24 protein-coding genes are annotated in these 25,571 nt (G+C 53.9%); 11 read left to right on the forward strand and 13 right to left on the reverse strand.

Features of this window, described 5'->3' with window-relative positions:
• Nucleotides 1-25: 25 nt before the first annotated feature.
• Entirely contained in the window at nucleotides 26-430 is a 405-nt protein-coding gene (atpC, locus tag AC0VXT_RS01540) for an ATP synthase F1 subunit epsilon (RefSeq protein ID WP_022731713.1), read from the forward strand.
• Between the two features lie 100 nt (nucleotides 431-530).
• Here atpC and AC0VXT_RS01545 read toward each other — a convergent pair whose 3' ends face one another.
• The 4 genes from AC0VXT_RS01545 to AC0VXT_RS01560 form a co-directional block, all read right to left on the reverse strand.
• Complete coding sequence (locus AC0VXT_RS01545; protein WP_475547226.1) at nucleotides 531-3,146, reverse strand: ABC transporter permease; 2,616 nt, start codon at nucleotides 3,144-3,146, stop codon at nucleotides 531-533.
• 24 nt (nucleotides 3,147-3,170) lie between these two features.
• Entirely contained in the window at nucleotides 3,171-3,617 is a 447-nt protein-coding gene (locus AC0VXT_RS01550; RefSeq protein ID WP_475547227.1) for a response regulator, read from the reverse strand.
• 318 nt (nucleotides 3,618-3,935) lie between these two features.
• The gene (ccmI, locus tag AC0VXT_RS01555) at nucleotides 3,936-5,228 is read right to left on the reverse strand and encodes a c-type cytochrome biogenesis protein CcmI (protein WP_475547228.1); all 1,293 of its coding nucleotides are present in this window, start codon (nucleotides 5,226-5,228) and stop codon (nucleotides 3,936-3,938) included.
• A 21-nt stretch (nucleotides 5,229-5,249) separates the two neighbouring features.
• The gene (locus tag AC0VXT_RS01560) at nucleotides 5,250-7,232 is read right to left on the reverse strand and encodes a heme lyase CcmF/NrfE family subunit (RefSeq protein ID WP_475547229.1); all 1,983 of its coding nucleotides are present in this window, start codon (nucleotides 7,230-7,232) and stop codon (nucleotides 5,250-5,252) included.
• A gap of 206 nt (nucleotides 7,233-7,438) precedes the next feature.
• Here AC0VXT_RS01560 and AC0VXT_RS01565 point away from each other — a divergent pair, with 206 nt between their 5' ends.
• Nucleotides 7,439-8,455: a cation diffusion facilitator family transporter gene (locus AC0VXT_RS01565; RefSeq protein ID WP_022731708.1), complete on the forward strand. Its 1,017-nt coding sequence runs from the start codon at nucleotides 7,439-7,441 to the stop codon at nucleotides 8,453-8,455.
• 81 nt (nucleotides 8,456-8,536) lie between these two features.
• On the opposite strand, the gene AC0VXT_RS01570 is transcribed toward AC0VXT_RS01565, so the two are convergent.
• The 6 genes from AC0VXT_RS01570 to AC0VXT_RS01595 all read right to left on the reverse strand — a co-directional run bounded on the left by AC0VXT_RS01570 (nucleotide 8,537) and on the right by AC0VXT_RS01595 (nucleotide 13,844).
• Nucleotides 8,537-9,292, reverse strand: a complete 756-nt coding sequence (locus tag AC0VXT_RS01570) for a PhoH family protein (RefSeq protein WP_022731705.1) — start codon at nucleotides 9,290-9,292, stop codon at nucleotides 8,537-8,539.
• 337 nt (nucleotides 9,293-9,629) lie between these two features.
• Nucleotides 9,630-10,856 (reverse strand): organoarsenical effux MFS transporter ArsJ, encoded by a 1,227-nt coding sequence (gene arsJ / locus AC0VXT_RS01575; RefSeq protein ID WP_475547230.1) that lies wholly within the window; start codon nucleotides 10,854-10,856, stop codon nucleotides 9,630-9,632.
• 1 nt (nucleotide 10,857) lies between these two features.
• On the reverse strand, nucleotides 10,858-11,898 hold the full coding sequence (locus tag AC0VXT_RS01580) for an ArsJ-associated glyceraldehyde-3-phosphate dehydrogenase (protein ID WP_475547231.1): 1,041 nt from the start codon (nucleotides 11,896-11,898) through the stop codon (nucleotides 10,858-10,860).
• The gene (gene arsB, locus AC0VXT_RS01585; RefSeq protein WP_475548555.1) at nucleotides 11,895-12,950 is read right to left on the reverse strand and encodes an ACR3 family arsenite efflux transporter; all 1,056 of its coding nucleotides are present in this window, start codon (nucleotides 12,948-12,950) and stop codon (nucleotides 11,895-11,897) included. Before arsB ends, AC0VXT_RS01580 begins: the two co-directional genes overlap by 4 nt.
• 20 nt (nucleotides 12,951-12,970) lie before the next feature.
• Nucleotides 12,971-13,483, reverse strand: a complete 513-nt coding sequence (locus AC0VXT_RS01590) for an arsenate reductase ArsC (RefSeq protein WP_475547232.1) — start codon at nucleotides 13,481-13,483, stop codon at nucleotides 12,971-12,973.
• Between the two features lie 31 nt (nucleotides 13,484-13,514).
• A complete protein-coding gene (locus AC0VXT_RS01595) occupies nucleotides 13,515-13,844 on the reverse strand; it encodes an ArsR/SmtB family transcription factor (protein ID WP_475547233.1) in 330 nt (109 codons plus the stop codon).
• A 160-nt stretch (nucleotides 13,845-14,004) separates the two neighbouring features.
• On the opposite strand from AC0VXT_RS01595, the gene AC0VXT_RS01600 reads away from it, so the two are divergent.
• From AC0VXT_RS01600 to AC0VXT_RS01615, 4 genes are all read left to right on the forward strand, one after another.
• Nucleotides 14,005-14,319, forward strand: a complete 315-nt coding sequence (locus AC0VXT_RS01600) for an ArsR/SmtB family transcription factor (protein WP_475547234.1) — start codon at nucleotides 14,005-14,007, stop codon at nucleotides 14,317-14,319.
• Between the two features lie 49 nt (nucleotides 14,320-14,368).
• Nucleotides 14,369-15,403, forward strand: coding sequence for a permease (locus AC0VXT_RS01605; protein ID WP_475547235.1), 1,035 nt, complete (start codon nucleotides 14,369-14,371; stop codon nucleotides 15,401-15,403).
• Nucleotides 15,404-15,514: 111 nt separating this feature from the next.
• Nucleotides 15,515-17,110: a peptide chain release factor 3 gene (locus tag AC0VXT_RS01610; protein ID WP_022731697.1), complete on the forward strand. Its 1,596-nt coding sequence runs from the start codon at nucleotides 15,515-15,517 to the stop codon at nucleotides 17,108-17,110.
• An 8-nt stretch (nucleotides 17,111-17,118) separates the two neighbouring features.
• Nucleotides 17,119-18,150: an acyltransferase family protein gene (locus AC0VXT_RS01615; RefSeq protein ID WP_475547236.1), complete on the forward strand. Its 1,032-nt coding sequence runs from the start codon at nucleotides 17,119-17,121 to the stop codon at nucleotides 18,148-18,150.
• A gap of 10 nt (nucleotides 18,151-18,160) precedes the next feature.
• Here the strand turns inward: AC0VXT_RS01615 and AC0VXT_RS01620 are convergent, their stop codons facing one another.
• The 3 genes from AC0VXT_RS01620 to AC0VXT_RS01630 all read right to left on the reverse strand — a co-directional run bounded on the left by AC0VXT_RS01620 (nucleotide 18,161) and on the right by AC0VXT_RS01630 (nucleotide 20,336).
• A complete protein-coding gene (locus AC0VXT_RS01620; protein WP_475547237.1) occupies nucleotides 18,161-18,490 on the reverse strand; it encodes an AzlD family protein in 330 nt (109 codons plus the stop codon).
• Nucleotides 18,487-19,296, reverse strand: a complete 810-nt coding sequence (locus AC0VXT_RS01625; protein ID WP_430471324.1) for an AzlC family ABC transporter permease — start codon at nucleotides 19,294-19,296, stop codon at nucleotides 18,487-18,489. Before AC0VXT_RS01625 ends, AC0VXT_RS01620 begins: the two co-directional genes overlap by 4 nt.
• Nucleotides 19,297-19,427: 131 nt before the next feature.
• Entirely contained in the window at nucleotides 19,428-20,336 is a 909-nt protein-coding gene (locus tag AC0VXT_RS01630; protein ID WP_475547238.1) for a LysR family transcriptional regulator, read from the reverse strand.
• Between the two features lie 183 nt (nucleotides 20,337-20,519).
• On the opposite strand from AC0VXT_RS01630, the gene AC0VXT_RS01635 reads away from it, so the two are divergent.
• From AC0VXT_RS01635 to speB, 5 genes are all read left to right on the forward strand, one after another.
• Entirely contained in the window at nucleotides 20,520-21,620 is a 1,101-nt protein-coding gene (locus AC0VXT_RS01635) for an ABC transporter substrate-binding protein (RefSeq protein WP_475547239.1), read from the forward strand.
• A 138-nt stretch (nucleotides 21,621-21,758) separates the two neighbouring features.
• Nucleotides 21,759-22,808 (forward strand): ABC transporter ATP-binding protein, encoded by a 1,050-nt coding sequence (locus AC0VXT_RS01640; RefSeq protein ID WP_475547240.1) that lies wholly within the window; start codon nucleotides 21,759-21,761, stop codon nucleotides 22,806-22,808.
• Entirely contained in the window at nucleotides 22,805-23,656 is an 852-nt protein-coding gene (locus AC0VXT_RS01645; protein ID WP_475547241.1) for an ABC transporter permease, read from the forward strand. The genes AC0VXT_RS01640 and AC0VXT_RS01645 overlap by 4 nt, the downstream gene beginning before the upstream one ends.
• Entirely contained in the window at nucleotides 23,653-24,459 is an 807-nt protein-coding gene (locus tag AC0VXT_RS01650) for an ABC transporter permease (RefSeq protein WP_101303160.1), read from the forward strand. Before AC0VXT_RS01645 ends, AC0VXT_RS01650 begins: the two co-directional genes overlap by 4 nt.
• A gap of 53 nt (nucleotides 24,460-24,512) precedes the next feature.
• The gene (gene speB, locus AC0VXT_RS01655; RefSeq protein WP_475547242.1) at nucleotides 24,513-25,568 is read left to right on the forward strand and encodes an agmatinase; all 1,056 of its coding nucleotides are present in this window, start codon (nucleotides 24,513-24,515) and stop codon (nucleotides 25,566-25,568) included.
• Nucleotides 25,569-25,571: the final 3 nt, after the last annotated feature.

Below are 25,571 nucleotides of genomic sequence, written 5' to 3' on the forward strand. Positions count from 1 at the left end.
CTCCGGCTAAGGAGCGAGGATTGTCATGACTGATACGACTGTACTGGAACTTGTTTCGCCGTCTGCCCTGCTCAAATCCGAGCCGGTCGAGATGGTCGTTGTTCCGGGCATGGAAGGGAATTTTGGTGTGCTGCCAAAGCATGCACCAATGATCTCGACCATTCGTCCGGGTGTCATCGACATCTATGCAGGTGGTAAGGTTTCCGAGCGTATCTTCGTCGCAGGTGGTGTTGCAGAGGTTAATCCCGAGCGTTGCACCATTCTGGCGGAAGAAGCGGTTGCGGTTTCCGATTTGAAAGCCGACGACGCGCAGGCACGTCTTGAAGCAGCAGATGCTGCTCTTAAGGCCGCCAGCACGGCACACGACAAAGCCAATGCCGAGCGTGAGCTCGAAATTGCGCGGGCACAGATTTCTGCCCTGTCGAACTAAGCGTCGGTTCTACGATTTTAAAAAGGCCGCCTGTTTTTGCAGGCGGCCTTTTTGTTTGTTGGTGCTCGTAATGAGCATTGCAAGATAAGCGGGCGGTTGATTAACCGCGCCAACCTTGTTGCCTGCGCAGCGCCAAACGTTGCAAAAGCCCCCCGGCACCAAAGCCGAGCAGCGTGACCATTAGCATAGCACCCCCTGCCGCCATGCCCGGAAACGCAATGACCTCTGCCCCAATGGCATGTGCAGCCAACGTCGCGATCCCCCCGCCCAGTAAAATGCCGACAAAGCCACTGCCAGCCACCGAAATGCCGGTTTCCCATGCGGCAATACTGTTTATTTGACGCGGTCGCACACCAAGGGCACGCAGCATTGCAAGTTCCTGTGCCGTGCCTTGGCGTAGCGCAATAAGGCCACTGACCACCACCAGACATGCCCCCGCCGTTGCGAGTAGGGTCAACGCCATCATCGTGATGACCACCTGATCAAAAAGCGTTTCAAGCTTAACAAGAACGTCTTGCACCCGGATCGTCGGCACATTTGGAAACTGTTGCTGTAGCGCGCTTTGAACAGATGCGACTGTCTTGGCTTTGTCTAGCCCGGTATCGGCGACCTTTCTCAGGTCAAGGGTACTGATCAACCCGTGCGGTATTGGTTTCGTCGGTGGTGAGAGGACGATCGGGAAATCAAGCGCAAGACGTGTCCAGTCGATCTTACGAAGATTTGCAATCGTGACCTGTTGTGGTTTGCCCAGCATATTAAGGGTGATCTGATCGCCGACGGTAATGCCAAGGGTATGCGCTATATCCGCATCCAGTGATGCGAGACGCCCTGCATCATGCCCCGTGCGCCACCATTCACCTGTGACTAAGCGATTGTCCTGTGCTGCCTTATGCGGATGATCTGTCCATGAAAGACCACGGTCACCCCGTACGAACCACTGGTATCGCCGGGGAACATTAATCTGGCTGATCGGGGTTTGATTGATATGGGTGACCCGTCCATGCATAAACGGCATTTGATCAACGCCAGTGACCGCTGCCATGGCTTCTGCTGTCGCGCGAAAAGACGGTCCGTCTTCTGGCGGCAGATCAAAAAACACCAGATCAGGTGTGTCACTTGGCAGTGTTGACGTCAGATGATGGCCAGCCTGAATAGCAAATAAAACGACCGCCATCAGGCAGGTCACGGACAGCCCGATGGATGTCATGACGGTCAATGTCGGCGCGCCGGGCCTCGCAATATTGCGCAACGCCAATCGAACTGACGGCAGCAGGTTGTAAGGTCGGGTCGAAAGATATCGGCAGCCCCGACGTAGCCCGACAGAAATCACCGCAAAAAGCATCAGGCAACAGATCAGTCCAACGATCAGGACAACCGAAAACCAGCCAAACCCGATTAGTTTGGTGGAAATCGACAGCAGTGCAGTGAGGATGCCGCCATAAAGCAGTGCGCTAATCGCTGTTTGACGGGGTTTGGTGCTGGTTTGGGGCGATGCCATGTGTCGCGCCACCTGATGGCGAAACAATGCGCTTGGCGATGTGATGCTGGCCTTGGTTAGCGGGCTTATGGATATCAGAGTGATGAGAAGGACAACAAACAACGCCACTGCGCCAAAGCGGATTAGGGATGCGGGCATAGAAACCGCAATATCAAGCTCCGCCATATTTGCAAAAACAGGCACAGCAAAATATTCAATCATCAGCGAAAGCACGCCGCCAGTGACCAAGGCGATGATGGTAACGCACCCGATCTGCGCGGCAATGGCACCTAACACCTGTTGGCGTGTTGCACCCATGCTGCGCAACACGGCAAAGCGCGGCTGGCGTTGGTCAAGATCAGCACGCAGGGCATTTTGCATCGCCGTTGCGCAAATCACAAAGATGGCAATGCCAATCAAACTGACAAACGCCATCGCGAAATCATTGATGCGCTCAATCCCCGGAATTCCATTGGCTGCATTGACAATTCGCCATCCTGCATCGGGGAATTTTGTTTCTATTGCCTCAATGATCTGACCGCTTTGGGCGTGTTTGTTTGGATCAAGGCGCAGCCGCGCATACCAGTAAACTTGGCTTTGTGTCGTGCCAAGGTTGGTAGTCTGAAAGGCGTTACTTGAAATGATGATCCGCGGGCCGAGTGAGAAAATCCGGAAGCTGCGTTCAGGTTCGGTTTTGATCACATCGCGAATGATGAAAGCCTGCCCGCCAAGCGTAACCTGATCACCAAGGCGCAGATGCAATGTGTCTAGGAGGCTGCTGGCGACGATCGTACCGGGCATACCATCTTGCACCGCGAGTGTCGTCTTGATCGATGAATTTGACGACAGCACCAGATCACCATACAGCGGATATGTGCTGTCAACTGCCTTCATCTCGGCAAGGATTGACGTGCCTTCGTTTTCGGAGGCAACCATGATCCGTTGTTCTGCCGTCAGGCTAAGCTGACCAAAACGTTCAAGAAAAGAAATTTCTTCCGGGGTTGGTGCGCGGTGAAACAGCCGCAGTGAAATATCCCCGCCGATGGTTTGCTGAGCCGATTGCAAGGTGGCATCGCGGATGGTCTGGGTCAGGTTGGTGCAAACAGCAAGAACCGTGATGGCAAAGACCAATGTCGCGAATAACGACCAAAGCCCGACGCCGGGGTGGCGCAACTCGCGAAAGCAAAAGCGTAAGCTTGCCGGGATATGTCGGGAATATTGAGAAGTCTGCAGGGACAAGGCAGTCTCGCTGGCACGCGTGGTTTACGGCGTGGGGGTTAAGGCAAGTCCCAGCCAGAATGATTCGATCATTTTCATAAGATCAATGAACTCTGTCACATCGACAGGTTTGCGCAAATAGCAGTTTGCGCCAGCAGCATAACATAGGTTGACATCGTGTTCCGCCCCGGATGTTGTGAGTACGATCACAGGGATGGACGCAGAGTTTGGATCATTGCGGATATCGTGCAGCATTTCGCGCCCGTCTTTACGCGGCATATTCAGATCAAGCAGGATGAGCCGTGGGCGCGGGGCATTGCGGTATGGGCCGTCTTGTTGCAGGAATTGCAGCGCTGTCATTGCATCCTTAACGTGGTGCAATTCGACCGGGTGTTTGAATTCCCTTAGTGCTTCGCGAACAAGCCGTGCGTCGCCCGGATTGTCTTCAATCAGAAGCAGGTTATTTGCCTTACCGCTTGTCGCAGGTGACATTGTCCCGATTATCCTTTTGGAGGGGTTTTTTCAAAGAAAATCCCATCTCTACGGCATATTACGATTGTTTTTTTAGTCAATGAAACAACTAAAAACCACCAGTTTCTGGCAATAATTGGCTCATGTATGTGCAGTGCCTAATTTAGGTTGGGGCTGGTGTTAAGTTTCATTCTCACATTTTTACGCGAAAATCAATGCGCTTGGGTGCTGTATGGGTATAAATCCCTATTCGTGAGTATGATACATAATATCCATTAAGGGCGGTTAGAAGGGGGATTTGAAAATTTTTATGATCAAATTGTACCCCCTCATAAACCGCTAGTTGGTGCGAAGGCCAAGCTCGTCTGCCAGTGTTGTGAAGCGTGCAACCAGTTCCGAACGGTCCGCAAATTGGGTGGTCGCGCGGGTATAGGCGGCCTGCGCTGCATCCATGTCCCCGATCACGCTATAGGCCCGTATCAGACGCGCCCAGCCTTCCGGATTTTCTGGCTCGGCTTCAAGGCGTTCGGCCAGATTGTTGACCATGGAGGCGATCATTTCCTGACGTTCTTGCGGCGTCATTTCCTCGGCAGCTTTGACGTCATCCTCGGTTGGCCCGGCCATCATCGGGGGAGATGGTTTGACATCAAGCCGTCCTTCAATATCAATGCCTTGCGCCAATGCGGCATCTTGTATGCGCGATACCACCATTGGAAGCCATCCCGCATCGGCTGGTGCGTTGTTGGCAAGGACGACCCACCGGTCAATGGCCGCGGGGTAATTGCCGTCCTGAATATCGCCAAGGCCAAGATAATACTGAATTCTGGGGTCGGTGCTATCTGTCTGTGCCGCCTCGGTCAACGCGCCGCGTGCGATGGCATTAATCTGGCCGTTATCGGCGCGAATGACACTTTCGGCATACATCGCCAGATAATCACCATCCCGGCCTGAAAGCTTGACCGCTTCAAGAAAGGCGGTTTGGGCCTCCGCCGGTCGGCCAAGCGCCATCAGGCTGGCACCGAGCAATTCCCATCCTTGAATGTTGTCCGGGTTTTCCAGAAGCTTTTGCGAAAGATCGCTTACGGCCCGGTTAAGGACGTCGTTTCTGTCCTGGTCCATGGCCTCGGCCTGACGGACAGCATTGATTTCTGCCGTTCGACTGGCAATCGGGCGATCGGGCAAGGCAGGGCTGCCAAGATCAAGATAAAGTCCAACCCCGCCGATCAAAAACAGTGCGACGAGCCCGGCAATCAATGGACGCAGGCGGGGCGATCCTTTGATGTTTATCTGGGCGGCGGATTGTTTCTTTATGCGCTGATCTGCGTTCAGGATACGTCGTTGCACTTCGATGCGTGCCGCACTGGCCTGCTCGGTCGTGAGAACACCACGATCGATATCGCGATCAATTTCAGACAGCTGATCCTGATAAACTGCCAGATCGCGCTGAATCTCATCATCAGCCCCGAGTATGTCGGGTGCAGTATCCGGTTTGCTGTCGATGTTCGTGTCGCTCGGATTTTCTTTCGCGTCACTGCGAACGGACTGGGTCTGTTTTCTGTTTATCCAGATCGGCCACAAGACAAAACCCGCCACCAGCAGGGTAACTGCGCCAAGAACAACTGCGATGGTCATAAATATTTCCTGTCGTGACGCTTATTCTGCGGGGGCTGGTTTGGGGGATGCTTTGTGGGATCGGACCGGCGCACCAATGCGATAGCGCCGGTCAGACAATGACATCAATCCGCCAAACACCATGACAAGGCCACCGGCCCACATCCATGGGATCATCGGTTTTACGTAAAACCGGGTGATCCATTTGCCACTTTCATCCTGATCACCGATCACGGCATAGATATCACCGGTAAATCCGGACCGGATTCCGGCCTCAGTGGTTGGCATGCCTTCGACGGTGTAAACACGCTTTTCCGGGGTCAGGGTGATGGTGCGTTCGCCCGGTGTGGTAATGGTCACCGTGGCTTCACGGGCGACAAAGTTCGGTCCCTGATATTCGCGAATATCAGACAGTGTAAAGCGATGATCGGCAATATGGGCACTTTCCCCAATGCCAAGCGATTGCACCGATTCTTGCGTCCATGCCTGTGATCCGGTGATCCCCGCAACCACAATCGCGACCCCGGCATGGGCCAGCATGGTGCCATGGGCAGAGCGCGGCAAATCGCGCATGCGGCGCAGACTGGTGGCAAAAGGTGCCCGGAACAGTTTGATCCGTCCCGCCCATTCAAGGATGGAGCCAACAAACAACCACGCGGCCAACCCCATGCCAAACAGCGCAAAGGCCGGACCACCCGAAAGCCAAAGCGTAACCAGTACGACCACGGCAGCAACCGACAAGGCAATCTTGAGTTTGCCCATCACGGCAAACAGATCGGCCCGTTTCCATGGCATCATCGGACCAAATGCCATGGCAATAATCACCGGCGTCATGATCGGAACGAATGTCGCATTAAAGAACGGCGCGCCAACCGAAATCTTTTCACCGGTAAGGGTTTCGAGCAACAGCGGATACAACGTGCCAAGCAACACCATGGCCGCGGCAATCGACAGCAACACGTTGTTGAAAATCAAGGCCCCTTCGCGCGAAATCGGCTGAAACAACCCGCCCCCCTTAAGGGTCGGTGCCCGCCACGCATAAAGGGTTAACGACCCCCCAACGGCGATACACAGCAAGAACAGGATAAACACGCCGCGCGTTGGGTCGGTGGCAAAGGCATGCACCGATGTCAGCGCACCCGACCGCACAAGGAAGGTGCCAAGCAGCGAGAAGGAAAACGCCAGAATTGCCAGAAAGATCGTCCAGCTTTTCAACGCATCGCGCTTTTCAACAACGATGGCGGAATGCAGCAACGCGGTTCCAGCCAACCATGGCATGAAGGATGCGTTTTCGACCGGGTCCCAGAACCACCAGCCGCCCCAGCCAAGCTCGTAATAGGCCCACCACGATCCAAGACCAATACCTGCGGTCAGGAAGACCCATGCCGCCAGTGTCCACGGCCGTACCCAGCGCGCCCACGCCGGATCAACCCGGCCTTCAATAAGGGCGGCAACGGCAAAGGCAAAGGCCACCGAAAACCCGACATAGCCGAGATACAGGAAGGGCGGATGGATGGCGATGCCCGGATCTTGCAAAAGCGGGTTCATGCCTTCCCCATCAAGCGGCGGGTTCAAAACGCGCTCAAACGGGTTGGAGGTCAGAACGATGAATAAAATAAACCCGGCCGCGATCAGCCCCATAACGCCCAGAACACGCGCAAGCAATGTCGGCGGTAAATTCCGGCCAAAGGCGGCAACCGCGCCGCCAAACAGGGTCAGGATCATCACCCAAAGCAACATCGACCCTTCGTGATTGGCCCAGACTCCGGTGATTTTATAGATCATTGGTTTGGACGTATGGCTGTTGGCCAGAACGTTCAAAACAGAAAAGTCGGAGGTCACATAGGCATAGGTCAGCGCAACAAAGCTTGCCGCGACGAGTGCAAAACATGTGATGGCCAGACGCGGGGCAACCATTAACAACACTGGATCACGGCGTGATGCCGCGATAAACGGGATGGTCAACTGGGCAACTGCCATCACAAGGGACAGTATCAGCGCGTAATGTCCGATCTCTACAATCATCAGTTGGCCTATGGTTGTGTTTTATGTGCCTGAACGCGAGATATAATCGCTTGAATGTGGCTTGGAAACCTTGCGGAATATCAAATATGCGCTATTTGCGGCACAGTGACCTCGGAAAATATGGCAATAGACATTACATATTGCGTCCAAACAGGCTATAAAATGCCTGTTAGGCTGCGGAAATTGAATGCTAAAGGTCAGTTTATATGAGTCAATGTCCCGTCATTGACATTGCACAAAAAGAAATGTGGGCGCGTCGTGCAACGACGGCCTCCATTGTAATTGCTGCAACACTGATCGGGATTAAGGCCGTTGGCTGGTTCCTGACCGATTCTGTTAGCCTCCTGTCATCAATGGTCGACAGCATGCTTGATGTTGGCACCGCTGTTGTTAACTTCATGGCTGTGCGATCCGCGTGGCGTCCGGCCGACCATGATCATCGCTTTGGTCATGGCAAGGCCGAACCGCTTGCCGGACTTTTTCAATGTGCCTTTATGATTGGGGCTGCGGTTTTTGTCGTTGCCGAAGCATCTTCGCGCGTGTTCGAACCCCAGCCGATTCGCTTTGCCACCGAAGGCATCTGGATGATGGCGGTATCGATGGTCATGACTTTTGGGCTGGTATTGCTCCAGCGCAAGGCAGCCCGCGTTTCGGGCTCGGTCGCGGTTGAAGCCGATTCGTTGCAATATACCAGCGACATTCTGGCCAATGCGGCGGTGATTCTTGCCCTTGTTCTGGGCATGTCGGGCTTCCTGTGGGCCGACCCGGTGATTGGTGTTCTGGTTGCCGGGTTCCTTGTCGTATCGGCGATCAAGGTGGGCAGACATTCGATCAAGGTTCTGATGGATGCGGAACTGCCCGAATCCGATAGTCAGCGGATCATTGACCTGACGATGAAAAATGCATCCGTGATCGGCATTCACCGTCTGCGGACCCGTTCATCAGGTGTACATCGCTTTGCCGAGATTGAACTAATCATGGATGGCGGCATGTTGATGCGCGAATCGCACACCATTTGCCATCAGGTGATGGACAGCATCCGCGCGGAATATCCCGATCTTGATATCACCATCCACCCGGAACCCCCCGAAGACATCCACCTTGATGAGTTCAGTGGATATACCGAAGACCCTGAATTTTGGCACACCGGTCGCGCAAAACGCGCCGGGCAGGATGGCATTCCGGTATCAAACAGCGGTGAAATTGCTGCGATGGGCCGATAAAGCCGGTCTGATATTCTCCAAAAAAGTGGCGGACCCTTTCGGGCCCGCCTTTTCTTCTTTGGTTTGCTGCGTCGGATCTTGTTAAAGAACGGTCAACATGCTTGCGACCAGTGGGTGACGGACAATGTCCTTGTCACGCAGTCGAACGCAGGCAATGTCTTCGACATTTTCCAGACGGTCTGACATTTCCGACAGGCCCGACATTTCCGGCAAAAGGTCGGTCTGGTCCGGGTCGCCGGTCAGGATCATGGTTGCATTCCAGCCAAGGCGGGTCACCAGCATCTTAAGCTGCCCGTATGTGCAGTTTTGTGCCTCATCAATCACGACGAAGGCATTGTTGAGTGTCCGGCCACGCATGTAGCCGATCGGGGCGATTTCAATTGTGCCGTCCGAGATATAGGTGCGAAGCCGTTTGGTGCCGAGACGATCATTCAGCGCGTCATAAAGCGGGCGCAGATAAGGTGCCATTTTGGCTTCAACATCACCGGGCAGGAACCCGATGTTTTCGCCCGCCTCAACTGCCGGGCGGGCCAGAACGATGCGGCCGATTTCGCCTTTATCAAGTGCTTCAACTGCTTTGGATACCGCGATATAGGTTTTGCCCGTTCCCGCAGGGCCAAGTGCCAGCACAAGGTTAAAGTCATCGATTGCCGTCATCAGGGCTGCTTGGTTTTCACTTTTTGGCCGGATGTGACGACGGAAACTTTGGTCGCGTTGTCCTTTCTCTTCGGAAGTTTCGAGAGGGTGCCAATCGGCGTTTTTTTCATCAAACAGGTCATGGACATTGTTGTCTGACTGTTGCGGACGATTACGACGGCGTGCTGCGCGTTTACCCATTACGATCACCTCATCAATTGTGCCAAAAAAGCAAAACGCGCCGTTCCATCATGGAAGGGCGCGCAATCAATTTTCATATTCAGATGGAAGTGGCGGCAGGAGTTTCCGCCGGACACATCATGTTGCATGTGCGATCCGGGGGGCGAAAATTCTCGTTTTAAGACGCTTTCTCGCGGCACTCGGGAACTCCTCCTGCGGTCTAGTTCTTGACCGTTAATTGGAATCGTACCCCTATATGCAGTGTCTTGTCACGGGTTTTTGTATGATGAAATTTCGATGAATTTGGAAAATGAGTCTTTTCATATGCTTATCTTGCATCTGCGAAGAAGATTTTTATTCAACTCTGCGGTGCGGGTGTCTGATGGCTCGGTAGAGCAACACTGATGATCCAACTGATGGTTAAAAACGCAATTGAGGTCACAAGACATCCAACCAGCCCGCCATAAAAGTAAGCCGCCCCGGACAGGATCGTTCCGACAAGGCGTCCCATGGCATTGGACATATAGTAAAACCCGACATTCATCGCGACCTTGTCGCCATCGGCATAGGCCAGAATTAAATAGGAATGCAGCGATGAATTTACCGCAAAGACAACCCCGAAGACCAAGAGCCCGGCCAGAACCGCAAATTCCGGAGCGAAACCTTGTTGAACGGCACTTGCAATCGCGACCGTGACAGCGATCAGGGCAACAATCCACAGCCGTGCGGTTCGGCCATCGGGTTCATGGTTTTGTGCGCGGAGCATCTTGGGGGCAATTGCCTGGATGAAACCATACCCGATCACCCATGCTGCCATATAGGTCCCGACTTCAATGTGGCTCCAGCCAAGTTCAGCCGCCAAAAATACCGGTAAACCGACAACGAACCAGATATCGCGTGAGCCAAACAAAAACAAACGTGCAGCTGAAAGAATGTTGATCTTGCGGTCCGGGGAAAAGACGTCGCGAAATTTGGGTTTGAGGGCGTTGGTCGGACCCGACATTTCCGCGCCAAGAGATAGAGCAACGGCAATCAGCGTGATGCAAAGTCCGGCAGCCATGGCCAAAAGCGCCCCCGAAAATCCCAACCACGATAAAAGCGCGCCGCCCAAAAAGAAGCCAACGCCCTTCAACGCGTTTTTCGATCCGGTCAAAAGTGCTACCCAGCGAAACAGCGCACCTTTTGCCTCGGTCGGGACAAGAACCTTGATTGCCGACTTGCTCGACATTTTGGTTAGATCCTTGGCAACGCCCGATGCCGCCTGAAGTCCCATGACATAGGCGACCGAAACAGCAGGAAGCCAGTCAGGGTTGGTAAACGACAGTGCGGTTAGCGATGCGATTTGCAAGATCAATCCGGCAAATAGTGTAAAGCGCAATCCACGCGCCTGTGCCAGCCACCCACCCACCAGATTGGTGATGATTCCGGCAAATTCATAGAGAACAAACAAAAGCGCGATCTCGAATGCCGAATAGCCCAGTGCGTAAAAATGCAACAGAACCAGCATTCGCAATGCACCGTCGGTTAGGGTGAAACCCCAATAGGCACCCGTAACCAGTGCATAATTTCGGATCGCGGATGACATTTTATGCTCCACTGGTGCTATGGCTGGGCATGCTTTGGGCAACTTTGGCGGCAAGATCGACCATGCGGCAGACATATCCCCATTCATTGTCATACCACGCCAGAACTTTGACCTGACGTTTGTCGATCACCATGGTTGATCCGGCATCAATGATCGAAGACCGCGAATCATTGAGGTAATCAGCACTGACAAGCGGGCGTTCTTCATAGCCGAGAATGCCCGCCAGATAGGTTTCCGATGCGTCGCGCATCAAGCGGTTCACCGTTTCAACATCGGTGTCGTGGGCCACTTCAAACACGCAATCGGTAAGCGATGCATTCAAAAGTGGTACACGCACCGCAAGGCCATTCAATTTGCCCTTAAGTTCGGGGTAAATCATCGTGATGGCGGTTGCTGATCCGGTGCTGGTCGGGATCAGTGACTGCAGGCAGGACCGCGCACGGCGCAAATCCTTGTGTGGTAAATCGACAATGGTCTGGGTGTTGGTGACATCATGAATGGTCGTGATTGAACCATGCACAATGCCAAGATTTTCGTGAATGACCTTGACCACCGGTGCAAGACAGTTGGTCGTGCAACTTGCCGCCGTCAAAAGGTCATGCTGTGCCGGATCATACAGATCGTCATTCACGCCATAGACAATATTAAGCGCACCTTCCTTGACCGGGGCGGCAACGATGACCTTTTTGATCCCCTGATCGAAATAGGGCTGGATGGTCTCTGGCGTTTTGAACTTTCCGGTGCATTCCAAAACAATGTCACAGCCAAATGCGGCCCAGTCTGTATCACCCGGTGCGGCGGCGTCGCTAAACGATATCTTGTGGGTTTGATCAATTACTACATGGTCGTCAATGCACGCCACCCGGTTGCTCCAGCGGCCATGCACGGAATCAAATTCCAGAAGATGGACGGCGGTTTCCGCCCCGCCATTGATTTCGTTGATATGGACAAATTCAAGGTCCGGATGCCCGAAACCAGCGCGCAGAGCCAGGCGGCCCATGCGGCCAAATCCATTGATACCAATGCGCATTTTCCTGGTCATTTTGAAACCTCGGAAGTTTGGGGTGTGGTGGTTTTTGCATCCGCAAACCAATGACGTGACCGGTTGGCAATCGCGACAAGCGACAGCATCACCGGCACTTCGACAAGCACGCCAACCACGGTGGCCAATGCCGCACCCGATGAGAACCCGAACAAACCAATGGCGGTGGCAACAGCCAGTTCAAAGAAGTTGGATGCGCCAATCATCGCTGATGGGGCCGCAATTTTATGCTCAACGCCCAGAACCTTGTTGGCGACATAGGCAATTGCAGCAATGAAATAGGTTTGCAGAATGATCGGGACCGCCAGCAGCACAATAATCACGGGCTGGGCAAGGATCTGCTGTCCCTGAAAGGCAAATAGCAAAACCAGTGTCGTCAGAAGAGCGATCATCGAAACAGGTTTGAGCTGTGCGTCAAATTTCTCGAACGCAGTTACGCCCTTTGATATGACGAATTGTCGCAAAAACTGACCAACGATGACCGGGATCACGATGAAGGCAACGACAGAGATGGTCAGCGTTTCCCACGGGATGGTGATCGCTGAAATCCCCAGCAAAAGTGCGACAATCGGTGCAAAGGCGAAAATCATGATGGTGTCATTCAGTGCAACCTGGCTGAGCGTGAAATTCGCATCCCCCTTGGTCAGGTTGGACCAGACAAACACCATGGCCGTACAGGGGGCCGCACCTAACAAGATCAGACCGGCGATATAACTTTCAATTTCGGCTTCTGGCAGAAGTGGGCGGAACAGAACCCCGATAAATAACCAGCCAAGGGCGGCCATGGTAAAGGGCTTGATCAGCCAGTTCACCCCAAGGGTGACGCCAATGCCACGCCATTGCGTGCCGACTTCATGAAGGGCCTTGAAATCAACCTTCATCAACATCGGCACAATCATCAACCAGATCAGGATGGTGACCGGCAGATTGATTTCATAGGCGGTCAGATTGCCAATGGTCTGAAACAGGTCAGGGAGCATTTCACCAAGGGCAATCCCAACCACGATGCTCGCCGCAACCCAGACGGTTAAGTAGCGTTCAAACAGGTTCATCGGGGTATCTTCTTTGGTGGTCATGCGTCCTCGCTTGATGTGGTCTGGCCGATTTCATCGAGCTTGTGCTGCAATGACAGCCGATCGAGTGACTGGAACGGAAGACTGGTAAAAATCGAAATACGATTGCGCAACATCCGATAGGCATCGGCAAAGGCCAGACGCTTTTCGGCTTCGGTGCCGGTAACGGCTGCCGGGTCAGGAACACCCCAGTGGGCAGTCATCGGCGATCCCGGAAAGATCGGGCAATCCTCGTTATTCATGGTGTCACACACGGTAAAAACGAAATCGAATTTGACTTCGTTTTTCTGGGAATAAACTTCCATTTCCTTGGATGAAAATTCTGACGGGTCATGATCAAGCGATTGCAGAAGATCTGATGTATAGGGATGAATTTCGCCACGCGGGTGGGAACCTGCGCTAAACCCGAAAAAGTGGTCATGCCCCTCTTTTTTCAGGATGGCTTCGGCCATGATGCTGCGCGCGGAATTGGCTCGGCACAGAAAAAGTACGTTATAGGTTCCACCAGACATGTCGCTTTGTCCTTTGCAGGGAAAGAATGAATTAACAGCAGTCCTTGGAGGGGGCGGTCAGTCCACATAATTCCGGACGACCATGGCAGCAATCATCTGTCAGGAACCCAAGCAGGCCGCGCATCACTTCGGGCACGATGCGATAGATCATGGATCGACCTTCACGGGTTGCGCTGATTAATCCTGCATTGCTCAATGTTGCCAGATGCGACGACATGGTGTTGTGCGGAATGCCGACCTTGCGGGCAAGTTCGCCTGCAGCCATGCCGGTTTCACCCATTTGGGCAAGCAAGCGAAAAGCCGAAAGTCTGTGTTCCTGTGCCAGAGCCCCAAGGGCGGCAATTGCATTATTTGTGTCCATATGTCTAGAAATATCGACACAATTGTTATCTGACAAGTGACAATTCTGTTTCAAAGTGGGTTCTGGGACGTGATCCTTCAGAATGTTCAATATTATCAGCATCTTGATGGAGAGGGAAAAATATCTTTAAATAACTAGAAATATAGTTATAATTGGCGGCATGAAGGAAACAGACATTGCCCCTATCCTGGCCGCATTGGGCCATTCGGCCCGTCTGAGCATTTTCCGTCTGCTGGTGCGGGCGGGAGAAACCGGATTGAATATCGGTGAAATCGGTCGCCATACTGGTCTTCCGGCCTCGACATTGGCCCACCATTTGGGTGCGCTTGTTCAGGTTGGGCTGGTTCGGCAGGAAAAACACGGTCGCGAGGTCGTTAATCACGCCGAGATCCTGGCAGTGCGCAACGTGCTGGGAACACTGATTGATGAATGTTGTATCGGGGTTGATGTCGGGAAGGAGGAAGAGGTGGTCTGAGCCATCCCCTTTTTTGCCTAAACATAACTAATATACTAGGGATATGGATATGACAGATATTGCATTGAAACTTCGCCGGTTTGCCCAAACCGGCAGGTCCCTTGACCGGGTTTGGGTCACCATTGCCGCAATATTGTTGGCACTGACCGTGGTCGTGCCTGCTCAATTACCCGGCAGTCTGGTCTTTACCGGGCAGCAGCTCGCGTCGGTTGCGCCGTTCCTGCTGTTGTCGGTGATGATTGCCGCTTGGGCAGGTGCAACCGGGGCAGATAGCCTGATTGCGCGCGCTTTCAGTGGTCATCCTGTGAAAATGGTCCTGATGGCGTCTGCATTTGGCGCATTGTCGCCCTTCTGTTCGTGCGGTGTGATCCCGTTGATTGCTGCCCTGTTGTCGATGGGCGTTCCATTGGCGCCGGTGATGGCGTTCTGGTTGGCTTCCCCGGTGATTGATCCGGCAATGTTCATGCTGACTGTCGGCACCATTGGGATGGAATTTGCGGTCGGAAAATTGCTTGCTGCGATTGCACTTGGCTTGATTGGCGGCTTTGCCACGCTTTGGCTGACCCGGCTTGGTTTCCTGACCGACCCCTTGCGCGAAGGGATTGGAAACGGTGGCTGCGGCGGGGGTAAGATGCGGTCCCCGACGCCGCCGGTATGGCGTTTCTGGCAGGAACCGGACCGTACGGACAGATTTCGCCGGGATGCCATCAAAACTACCCTGTTTCTGGGTAAGTGGCTGGCTCTGGCGTTTCTGTTGGAAAGCCTGATGGTTACCTATATTCCTGCTGAAACAGTTTCGGCTGCTGTTGGCGGGGATGGCGTTCTGCCCGTCCTGATTGCGACCCTTGTCGGTGTTCCTGCTTACCTGAACGGGTATGCCGCTCTGCCGCTGGTCGGTGGATTAATCGGACAGGGTATGCAGGCCGGTGCCGGTATGGCATTTCTGGTTGCGGGTGGTGTATCCTCCCTTCCTGCTGCGATTGCGGTCTTCGCACTCGTCAAGAAACCGGTTTTCGCGCTGTATCTTGCCTATGCCCTGATCGGGTCATTCGCTGTCGGGCTGGTGTTCCAGATTGTGCACTGAACCGGTCGTGACGGGCAGAATTCATACCCGTCATGACGATTTCGGGATGGCGCGCAGGCAAAAAATCGGTACAGTGCGCGCCAAATCGAAATCAGTATTAGTGGATCAAGAATGTCGACGATTGACCATCAGGTATCGCGTCGCCGTACCTTCGCCATCATTTCGCACCCGGATGCGGGTAAAACGACCCTGACGGAAAAGCTGTTGCTTTTCGGGGGTGCGATTCAGATGGCCGGTGCGGTTAAGGCGAAAAAGGAACAGCGCGGCGCACGTTCGGACTTTATGAAGATCGAACAGGACCGTGGTATTTCCGTGTCTTCGGCCGTGATGACGTTCGAGTTTGAAGATAACATCTACAACCTGCTTGATACGCCGGGCCACGAAGATTTTTCCGAAGATACCTATCGGGTTCTGACCGCAGTTGATTCCGCCGTCATGGTCATCGATGCCGCCAAGGGGATTGAAACCCAGACGCGCAAACTGTTTGAAGTTTGCCGGATGCGCGATGTGCCAATCACGACGTTTGTGAACAAAATCGACCGTGAAACCCGTGATTTCTTTGAACTGATCGACCAGATCGAACAGGATCTCGCCCTTGATGTGTCGCCGGTCACCTGGCCGATTGGCTCGGGCCGTGATTTTAAGGGCTGCTACGATCTGATCAATGACCGCATCCTGTTCATGGAAAAGGGCGGTAATGTTGTTAAGGATTCGATCCAGATCAATGGTCTGAATGATCCGAAACTTGATGAGTTGGTCCCAGATTACCTCGTCGCACAGCTGCGCGAAGACATCGAAATGGTCCGCGCGATGTGCCCGGAGTTTGATCTTGAAAGCTACCGCGAAGGGCATCTGACCCCGGTATTCTTTGGTTCGGCGATTAACAACTTTGGTGTGCGTGAATTGCTGCGCGGTATTGGCGAAAATGCGCCGACCCCGCGCCCGCAAGAAGCCGCCACGCGAACGGTTGAGTCGTCTGAAACCAAGGTGTCGGGCTTTGTATTTAAGGTTCAGGCCAATATCGACCCGAACCATCGCGACCGCATTGCCTTCATCCGTCTGTGTTCCGGTCATTTCAAACGTGGCATGAAGTTGAAACATGTGCGTGCAGGCAAACAGATGGCGGTGCATAACCCGATGCTGTTCTTTGCCAATGAACGTGACATTGCCGAAGAAGCCTGGCCGGGCGATATCATCGGCATTCCAAACCACGGCACCTTGCGCATTGGCGATACCCTGACCGAAGGCGAAGACCTTCGCTTCCGCGGTGTTCCGGCCTTTGCACCGGAATTGCTGCAAAAGGTCCGCCTTGATGATCCGCTGAAGGGCAAACATCTTCAGCGTGCCCTTGAACAGCTCGCCGAAGAAGGCGCATCGCAGGTGTTTAAACCGATGATGGGGGCCGACTGGATTGTTGGCGTGGTTGGGCAACTTCAGTTTGAAGTTCTCAAGGAACGCATTTCGGCGGAATACGGCATCAAGGTGCATTTCGAACAAACCCCGGCCTATGCCGCACGTTGGGTGATGGGCGATGACCCGCTCGAAATCAAAAAATTCCGCGATACCAATCAGTCGGCGTTGTTTGAAGATCACGACGAAACGCTGGTTTTCATCGCGCGTAACGCTTGGCATCTTGAAACCGCACAACGCGACTGGCCGAACCTGCGGTTCGAATCCACCCGCGAACAGAATATGGTTGTCACCTAGGCATGAAAATGCCCGGTCAGACTGAACAAAACAGAATGGCGGCAATCGATGGGTTGCGCGCCATTGCTGTTTTGATGGTTGTGGCTTTTCATTATCTGGGACGATGGCCCAACGATTATACCGGGCTTTCAATCCCGCCAATGTTTGAATTTGGCTGGTTGGGCGTTGACCTGTTTTTTGTCATCAGTGGGTATTGTATTGCCATGACGGCATCGCGGGCCGTATCGCTTGCAACATTTTGGGGCCGGCGTTTCGGGCGGATTTATCCAGCCTATGTTGCTGGTGTGATCCTGACCTTTGCGTTGGTGAGCACAATTGGCCTGCCGGGCAAGGAAGTCAGTGCCCTTCAGGCAGCCGGAAATTTGGTGTTTTTGAATGCGGTGGGCTTTCCGCCAGTGGACGGCGTGTATTGGAGCCTGATTGTAGAGCTGAAATTCTACTGCATCTATGGACTGTTGCTGTGCATCAGCCGCCGCTCAGATTTTGTCCTGACCGGGATGGCAGGACTATTTGTCGTTGGTCTGGGATTGCGGTGGATCGGAATTGATCATTTTGACCTTATCATTCGGCCTGAACACATCATCCTGTTTCTGATTGGGGCTGCGCTGTTTTTCGCCCATGCCAATACGGTGACAGGAAAACGCTATTATGCCATTGCGTCTGCGGGCTTTGTGGCAAGCTTTGCCACAGGTGCTTATGATGGAGTGATGCCCTATGCTGCTGTGGTATTGCTGGCGGGGATGGCGGTCATCGCATCACGCAAATTGCCAGTGTTTAGTGCCCTCTGGCCGCTTGGGCTGGTTTCATATAGTTGGTACTTATTGCACCAGAATATCGGACTTTTGATTATTCGCGGCCTCACAGGTGCGGGATTTGGCGATGCTGCTGCCATTGGCGCGGCCGTTGTCGGAACGTTTGGATTTTCGGCAATGCTTTATGTGGCATTTGAAAACCGGACGATCCGCAGGTTGGCCAACCGATTGTTCGAACGGATTTTTGCCGCCTTGAAACTGGATCGGTTGGCCTGTCAATCAGTCTGATCAGTCCGTTCTAATGACCGATAAAATACCGCCCAACCCCCACCAAAATCATCCCAACCGCCATGGCGGCAAACAGATTGCGGGCCAGTGCCATGGTGATCACGGTGGCAGCAGCCCCGGCAATGCCAATTGCACCGGCCGAAAGCGCACTTGGCACCCAGACGGAAATCAAAACCGCACCGGGCAACCGTTCAAGAACATGTGCCCAGCGGCCATGTTGGGGTAAACGATCGGCCATCATAAGGCCCCCCAGACGCATGCCATATGTAACGGCAGCCATGCCAAGGATGGTCAGGACAGACTCAAGGCTAAAGCTGGTCAAATCAGGAAAGCTGTTCATTTGCCAACCTCCGGGTTAAGCGTGCCTTCGGGCGCACCATAGGCTTGTCGGCCATCAACGGCATATTCGGCCTCGGGGCTGGTGTCATCCATATCATCGCGCCATGTCAGGGCGGCGGTGACAACCCCGGCCCCGGCACCAGCCAAAATCGACCATGTGCCGGGCAAAAGGTAATGCCCGATGATCGACCCGATGGCGGCTGCCACCCATGGCAGTAAATCGACCTTGCCTTTCCACATGCCAATGGTCAGGGCTGCGAAAACAGCGGTGAAGGCAAAATCAAGCGCATAAACTTCCGGGTCGGGAATGCCGCCGCCCAAAAGGTAACCAACACTGTTGCCCGTCGCCCAAACGACCCCAAGGAAGATACCACCACCAAGCAAAAATCCCGGATTGGCAAGGTTTTCCTGGGTCATGGTGACGGCCCAGTTTTCATCGGCGACCATATGCATGCCGCACACCTTGACCCACAGTGGACGGCCGCGAAACACTGGGCGCAGCGACGCGCCGATCAGGATATAGCGCATATTGATCACCGCCGTTGCGATGATGATTGTCGCCGCAGGCACCGTTTCACGCCACAGATCGACCGACACAAATTGTGCTGATCCGGCAAACACCGTCAGGCTCATGAACAAAAGTTCACCAAGTGACAATCCGCGCTGGGACGCAAGCACACCAAGCACCGCACCAAAAATGATGGTGCTGGGCAGAAGCGGCAAACAGGCGATTGCACCGCGCCTTATGGTTTCTGGGGCGAAGTGCCCCATCGTTGTTGGGGGTGGGGCAGGTGTGGGGCGTGACATTTCCAACGTTTCCAAATTTTGTTCATTTGTGTGTCAGTTGACCTGACGCTTATGTGGTGGGCGAGGAGCCTGCACCGATCATGGGGGAAATCAAACGGGAAATATTGGACAATATTGCTGTTACGCAATGCTCAATCGCGTTTGGCGCCAAAATCATCAATCAGGATATCAAGGAACAGCTCGGCCACCGGATCAAGTTGCTTGCTGTCGTCAAAGCTGGCCTGAAAGGTTGCCTCGACATAAAATTGATCCGGGCGGATCGGGCGCATGCGGCCTGTCTCAACGAACTGTTTGGCATAATGTTCGGGCAGATATCCCAAAAACGCACCTGACAGGATCAGGCGTGCTTCGGCCTCCATGTCGGAAACCATCGCATGCGGCTTGGCGATGGCAAAATCCTTAAGGTCCCGACCGAGCCAGAATTTGCGCCCAACAATGCGATATCGTCTTACTTCGTCGATATCAATTCCGTCATCGGATTGGTTAAATAGCGGATGGTCGGAACTGCAATAAAACCGGTGCATTTCAGGATAGAGTGAGACGTAACTTAACCCCAGTACGGTTTTCGGAAAGGCACAAATGCCGACCTGAACCGCCCCGGTGACAATTTCACGCAACAAATCATTGGGCGGATAGGTCACAACATTCAACGTCACATCCGGGGCCTGCTTAACAAAACGCGCAATGGTTTTTTCAATCTTGCGCGCACCGGGATCGGTGATGGTGTTGTCAGTCAGGCCAATGGTCAATGTGCCGTTGAGTTTGTCGCGCAGTGACCGCATCTTGGTTTCATATTGCCCAACCGATTTAAACAGGCGGTGGGCTTCCTCAAAGACAATCTGACCTTCACGGGTTAGCGAAAATCCACTGCGCCCGCGTTTGCAAAGCGTGAAGCCAAGCCGGGTTTCAAGGGTGGTGACATAACTTGAAATCGTTGAAAGCGACAGGTTGAGTTCACTTTGTGCGGCGGCAAATCCCCCCACTTCGACAATCGTCAGGAAGATCCGAAGCAGCTTCAGATCGGTTTGGTCCATTGCCATGTGGTGGGTGCTCCATTTGCATTACTTTGAAGATTCCCAAAGTAAGTTTCAGCAATACGTGATTTTTCAATCATCCGCAATTTGATCTGCTGCTGATACGACGTCGCGGATTTGGAAAACGACGACGGGAAAAATCAAAAACGGGCGCCCAATCAGCGTTCAAAAATATCAGAGGTGGATCACATGGACGACATCAAAAAGGGCATCAGTCGCCGTTCTGTTTTAGCCGGGATTGCAGGCGGTTCGGCGGTGGCGATGGCGGGTATTGCCGGTTTCCCCGGTATTGTGCGCGCACAGGAAAAAAGCCTGAAAATCGGTGCGTATGGCGGCTATTTCAAAGACAGTTTCGATAAACACATCTTTCCGGAATTCACCAAGGCGACCGGTATTTCGGTTGAATCAATTGCCCAACCGACAGGTGAGGCATGGTTGGTTCAGCTCGAACAGGCGGCCCGTGCAGGTCAGGCACCTGCTGATGTGTCGATGATTTCGCAAGTTAGTATGCTGCGTGGTTCGGCCGCAGGCATCTGGGCAAAACTTGATCCGGCAAAAATGCCGAATATCGAAAACGTCATGCCGTCCTTCATTAATAAATATGACGATGGCAGCGTTTGTGGCGTTGGTGCCGTAACCTGGTACATCACCCTTGTTTCCAACTCCGATGTGATTGCACAGGCACCATCCAGCTGGGAAGAGCTTTGGAAGCCTGACCGCGCCGGGCAGCTTGGATTGCTCGCACTGGTGACAAATTCCTTCCTGCTTGATGTGACGGCCAAGACCTATTTCGGGGGTCAGGAAATCCTCGACACCGAAGAAGGTATCATGAAGGTCATGGATAAGCTGGCCGAGCTCAAGGACAACGTCCAGCTCTGGTACCGGGACGAAGCCCAGTTTGAACAGGCACTTAAATCGGGTGAAATCCCGATGGGTCAGTATTACCACGATGTTGCCGGTCTTGCCGCGGCGGATGGGTATCCGGTGCGTTCGACCTTCCCCAAAGAAGGTGGCATCAACGATTCCGGCAGTTGGGCCGTTTCCAAGGCATCCGAAAAGCTTGATCTGGCACATGTCTTTATCGATTTCATGAGCCAGCCAGAAATTCAAACACTTCTGTCACGCAAGGTCGGGACCTCTCCAACCGTGGCGCGGGCGAAAACCAGCCTTACCGATGCTGAATTCGCATCTGTTTCTTCGGAAATCGAACCGATAATTCCGCGGTACGACATGTATCAGCAGCGTGCTGACTGGCTGTCGCAGAAATGGACCGAACTGATCGTAAGCTGAACCTGACACAGGTTCGGCGCGCGTATCGCTGATTTTGTCAGGCAGCATGTCACCTGTTGCACTGTGCATGGTCTTGCACCGGCATGCTGTCTGACATTTTCCTAGTTGCCCCGTCTTTCGTCACATACAGGATCGCCAATGTCCGGTCTGGTCTTTGAGTCCATTGTTAAAAAGTTCGGCGAATTCACCGCCGTTCACGAAACCAGTCTTACAATCCCGCAGGGCAAGTTTGTTTGTCTGTTGGGTCCGTCGGGCTGTGGCAAGACAACCTTGCTTCGGATGATTGCCGGGCTCGACGCCGCGACAGCGGGTCGTATCTTGCTGGATGGGGATGATGTGACGCGCATTCCAACCCACAAACGCGATTTCGGGATGGTGTTCCAGAACTTGGCCCTTTTCCCGCATTTGACGGTTGGCGAAAACATCGCCTATCCGCTGCGCATTCGGGGTGTGTCCAAGGCTGACTGCTTGGCAGCGGTCAAGCGATTGCTTGATCTGGTTCAGTTGCCTGATATGGCGGGTCGTCCGGTTTCAAAACTTTCTGGCGGACAAAAACAACGGGTGGCCATTGCCAGGGCTTTGGCGCTGGAGCCAAAACTGTTTCTGCTGGATGAGCCGCTCTCGGCCCTTGACGCCAAGCTGCGCGAAAGCATGCAGATTGAGCTTAAGCAACTGCAACAAAAACTGGGTATCACGACCATTGTTGTTACCCATGACCAGCGCGAAGCCATGACTATGGCCGATCTTGTCGTCGTCATGTCTCAGGGTAAAGTCCATCAGGTTGCCCCGCCGGTCGAAATTTACCGCAAACCCAAGGATGCCTTCGTCGCCGATTTTATCGGCTCAACCAATTTAATCTCCGGGCGTATCAGTGGTTCGGGGAAACTCGCCGTGGCCGGGGGCACATTGCTGGCCGATGACCTGCCCGCTAGCGGGGATGTGACAGTGTCGGTGCGACCGGAAAACATCCGGGTAACAGCTGGTAGTGGAGACAATATACCGGGATGTTTGGCCGGTGAGGTGTCTTACATCCGTGACCTCGGCGCGAGTATCGAGATGTATTTGTCGGTCGCCGGTCAGCAGATCACAGCGATAACCACCCCGTCGGACCGTCCCGACATTGCCGCGGGTGACGCCGTTTCGGTGCATTTCCCCAAAGACGCCTGTGTGGTGCTGGGGGACGCATGAAAATCAAACCGCGCACGTTTTCCGATTACGCCACTATCGGCTTTCCGGCAGGGATGTTGATGGTTTTCTTTGTGATCCCGTTTGGCATCATGATCGCGGTGTCCTTTTTCCAACGCGTTCAGGGGGCCTTTTATGAACCGGCATTCGTGTTTGATAACTATGCCCGGTTCCTGACATCGTTCTTTGGCGGGATTTTGGGTTTTTCGATCGGGTTGGCGGCACTGGTTGCGGTCGTTTCCGTTCTGCTGGCCTTCCCGTTTACCTATATCCTGACCCGGATGGCCCGCCGCACTCAGGTGGTCTGGCTGGTGTTTTTGCTGTCGGTCTTATCGCTTTCAGAAGTTCTGATCGGCTTTGGCTGGTCAACGCTTCTGTCGCGCACAGCGGGCATAAGCAACCTGTTGGTCGCGGTTGGGATTCTCGATAAACCCATGTCGTTATCGCCCAGTTTCGGTGCTGTCATGACAGGCATGGTGTATCAAACGTTTCCCTACACCGTTCTTGTGCTGTTTCCGGCCCTGTCGCGTCTTGATCCATCCTTGGTCGAAGTCGCCCGGACACTGGGGTCGGGGCCGGTGCGCAGCTTCCTCAATGTGGTTGTGCCAGCCTTGCGCAACAGCATCGTCTCGACACTGATCATGGTGTTTGTCTTTGCACTTGGCTGTTATCTGTTGCCGCAGCTGTTGGGCAAACCATCGCACTGGACGCTGTCGGTTCTGATCACTGATCAGGCGATCTATCAATCGAACATGCCGTTTGCAGCCGCAATGGCGGTGTTTCTTGTCCTGGTCAGCCTGTCGCTGGTGGCGATCTCGCTTCTTTATGGCAAGAAGGAGAACGCCGCATGATCAACACCTTTATCCTGCGGCTGTTCCTTGGAACGATTGCACTGTTTATGGCGGCCCCCTTGGCGGTGGTGGCCGGGGTTTCGTTTAATGAACGCAAATCGCTGTCGTTCCCGCCAGAAGGCTTCTCGCTTGACTGGTACGCGCAGATTTTTACTGAAGACAGTTGGCGCAGTGCGCTTTTCAACAGTGTCGGTGTTGCAGTTGGGGCGTCCAGTCTGGCGGTGGTGGTTGCCTTTCCGCTGGCGTGGTTCCTGTGGCGGTTTCATGCCCCGTGGGCCCGGATTGTTCAGGTTCTTGGGTTGGCGCCCTTTATCTTGCCGCCGGTGATTACCGCCCTTGGGTTTTTAAGTTTCTGGACCACGGCCGGGGCCTATGGTCAGGCATGGACGGTTGTGATCAGCCACGGGATTTTCTTTGTGACTTTGCCTCTGGTGACCCTGACACTGGGGTTTGAGGCCGTCGATGACAGTCTGGTCGAAGCCGCCGCAACCATGGGGGCCGATGACCGTACCATTTTGCGCACCATCATCCTGCCATTGATCCTGCCGTACATCATATCGGGCATGGCGTTTGCGTTCGTGCTGTCGCTCAATGAATACATTGTTGCCTATATGGCGGTCGGTTTCACGGTCGAAACCCTGCCGATCAAGATTTTCAATTCCTTACGGTATGGCTACACGCCAACCATGGCGTCGGTCACCGTTCTGTTTGTCGCCATCGCGGTGGTGGTGTTTGGCCTGATTGCCCGGTTTGGTGATTTGCCGCGCCTGCTTGGCGCGTGGCGCCATGATGATGACAGTTAATATGCACGCATCCCAATAAACAATAACGTCCGATACGGATCAAGGAGGCCACCATGGTCAACACTGAAAAACTCGCAAAACTGCGCGAAAAATACGGCAACGCCAAAGGCGGCGATATGTTCGACCCGCACTTCAAGGAAGTGGCCGAAACCCAGTTTTCCGCCAGTGGCGAACGCAAATGGCCGTTTGCCGGTGTGCCGACATTTCTTGATGCACCCTTTGCGCCGGACGCGGCCAAGAATGACTTTGCCGGTCTTGATGTTGCACTTGTCGGGGTGCCGATGGATTTGGGGGTGACCAACCGGGCAGGGGCGCGGCTTGGCCCGCGTGCGGTGCGTAATATCGAACGCATTGGCCCGTATGAGCATGTGTTGCGCATGGTGCCCGGTGCCCAATGCAAGGTTGCCGATATTGGGGATGTACCGTTTCGCAGCCGTTTTTCGCTGGAAAGCTGCCATCAGGATATCGAGGATTACTTTACCAAAATCGTTGATGCCGGTGTGATCCCGATTGCCATTGGCGGCGATCATTCCATCACCTATTCGATCCAGCGTGCGGTGGGCAAGGATCGTCCGGTTGGCATGATCCATCTTGATGCCCATTGCGATACCAGCGGCGAATACGAAGGGGCTAAATTCCATCATGGCGGCCCGTTCCGCCAATCGGTTATGGACGGGGTACTCGACCCTGAACGCACGATCCAGATCGGCATTCGTGGTGGCGCGGAATATCTGTGGGAATTTTCCTATGACAGCGGCATGACCGTCATCCACGCTGAAGAAGTGCCGCAAATGGGGGTTGAGGCCGTCATTGCCAAGGCGCGCGAAGTCATTGGCGATGGTCCGGTTTATCTGTCCTTTGATGTCGATTGCCTTGATCCATCCTTTGCGCCGGGGACTGGTACGCCGGAGATCGGTGGTCTGACATCACGTGAAGCACTGGCGATTTTGCGCGGTCTTCGGGGGCTTGATTTTGTCGGGGCAGACGTGGTCGAAGTCGCCCCGCAATATGACGCCACCACCAATACCGCCCATGCCGGTGCACAAGTTCTGTTTGAGGAACTTTGCCTTGTCACCGATGCGATCAAACGGCGCAAGGCGGGGGCGTAATCA

It is taken from the genome of Thalassospira sp. Z349TD_5 (genome assembly GCF_056173045.1).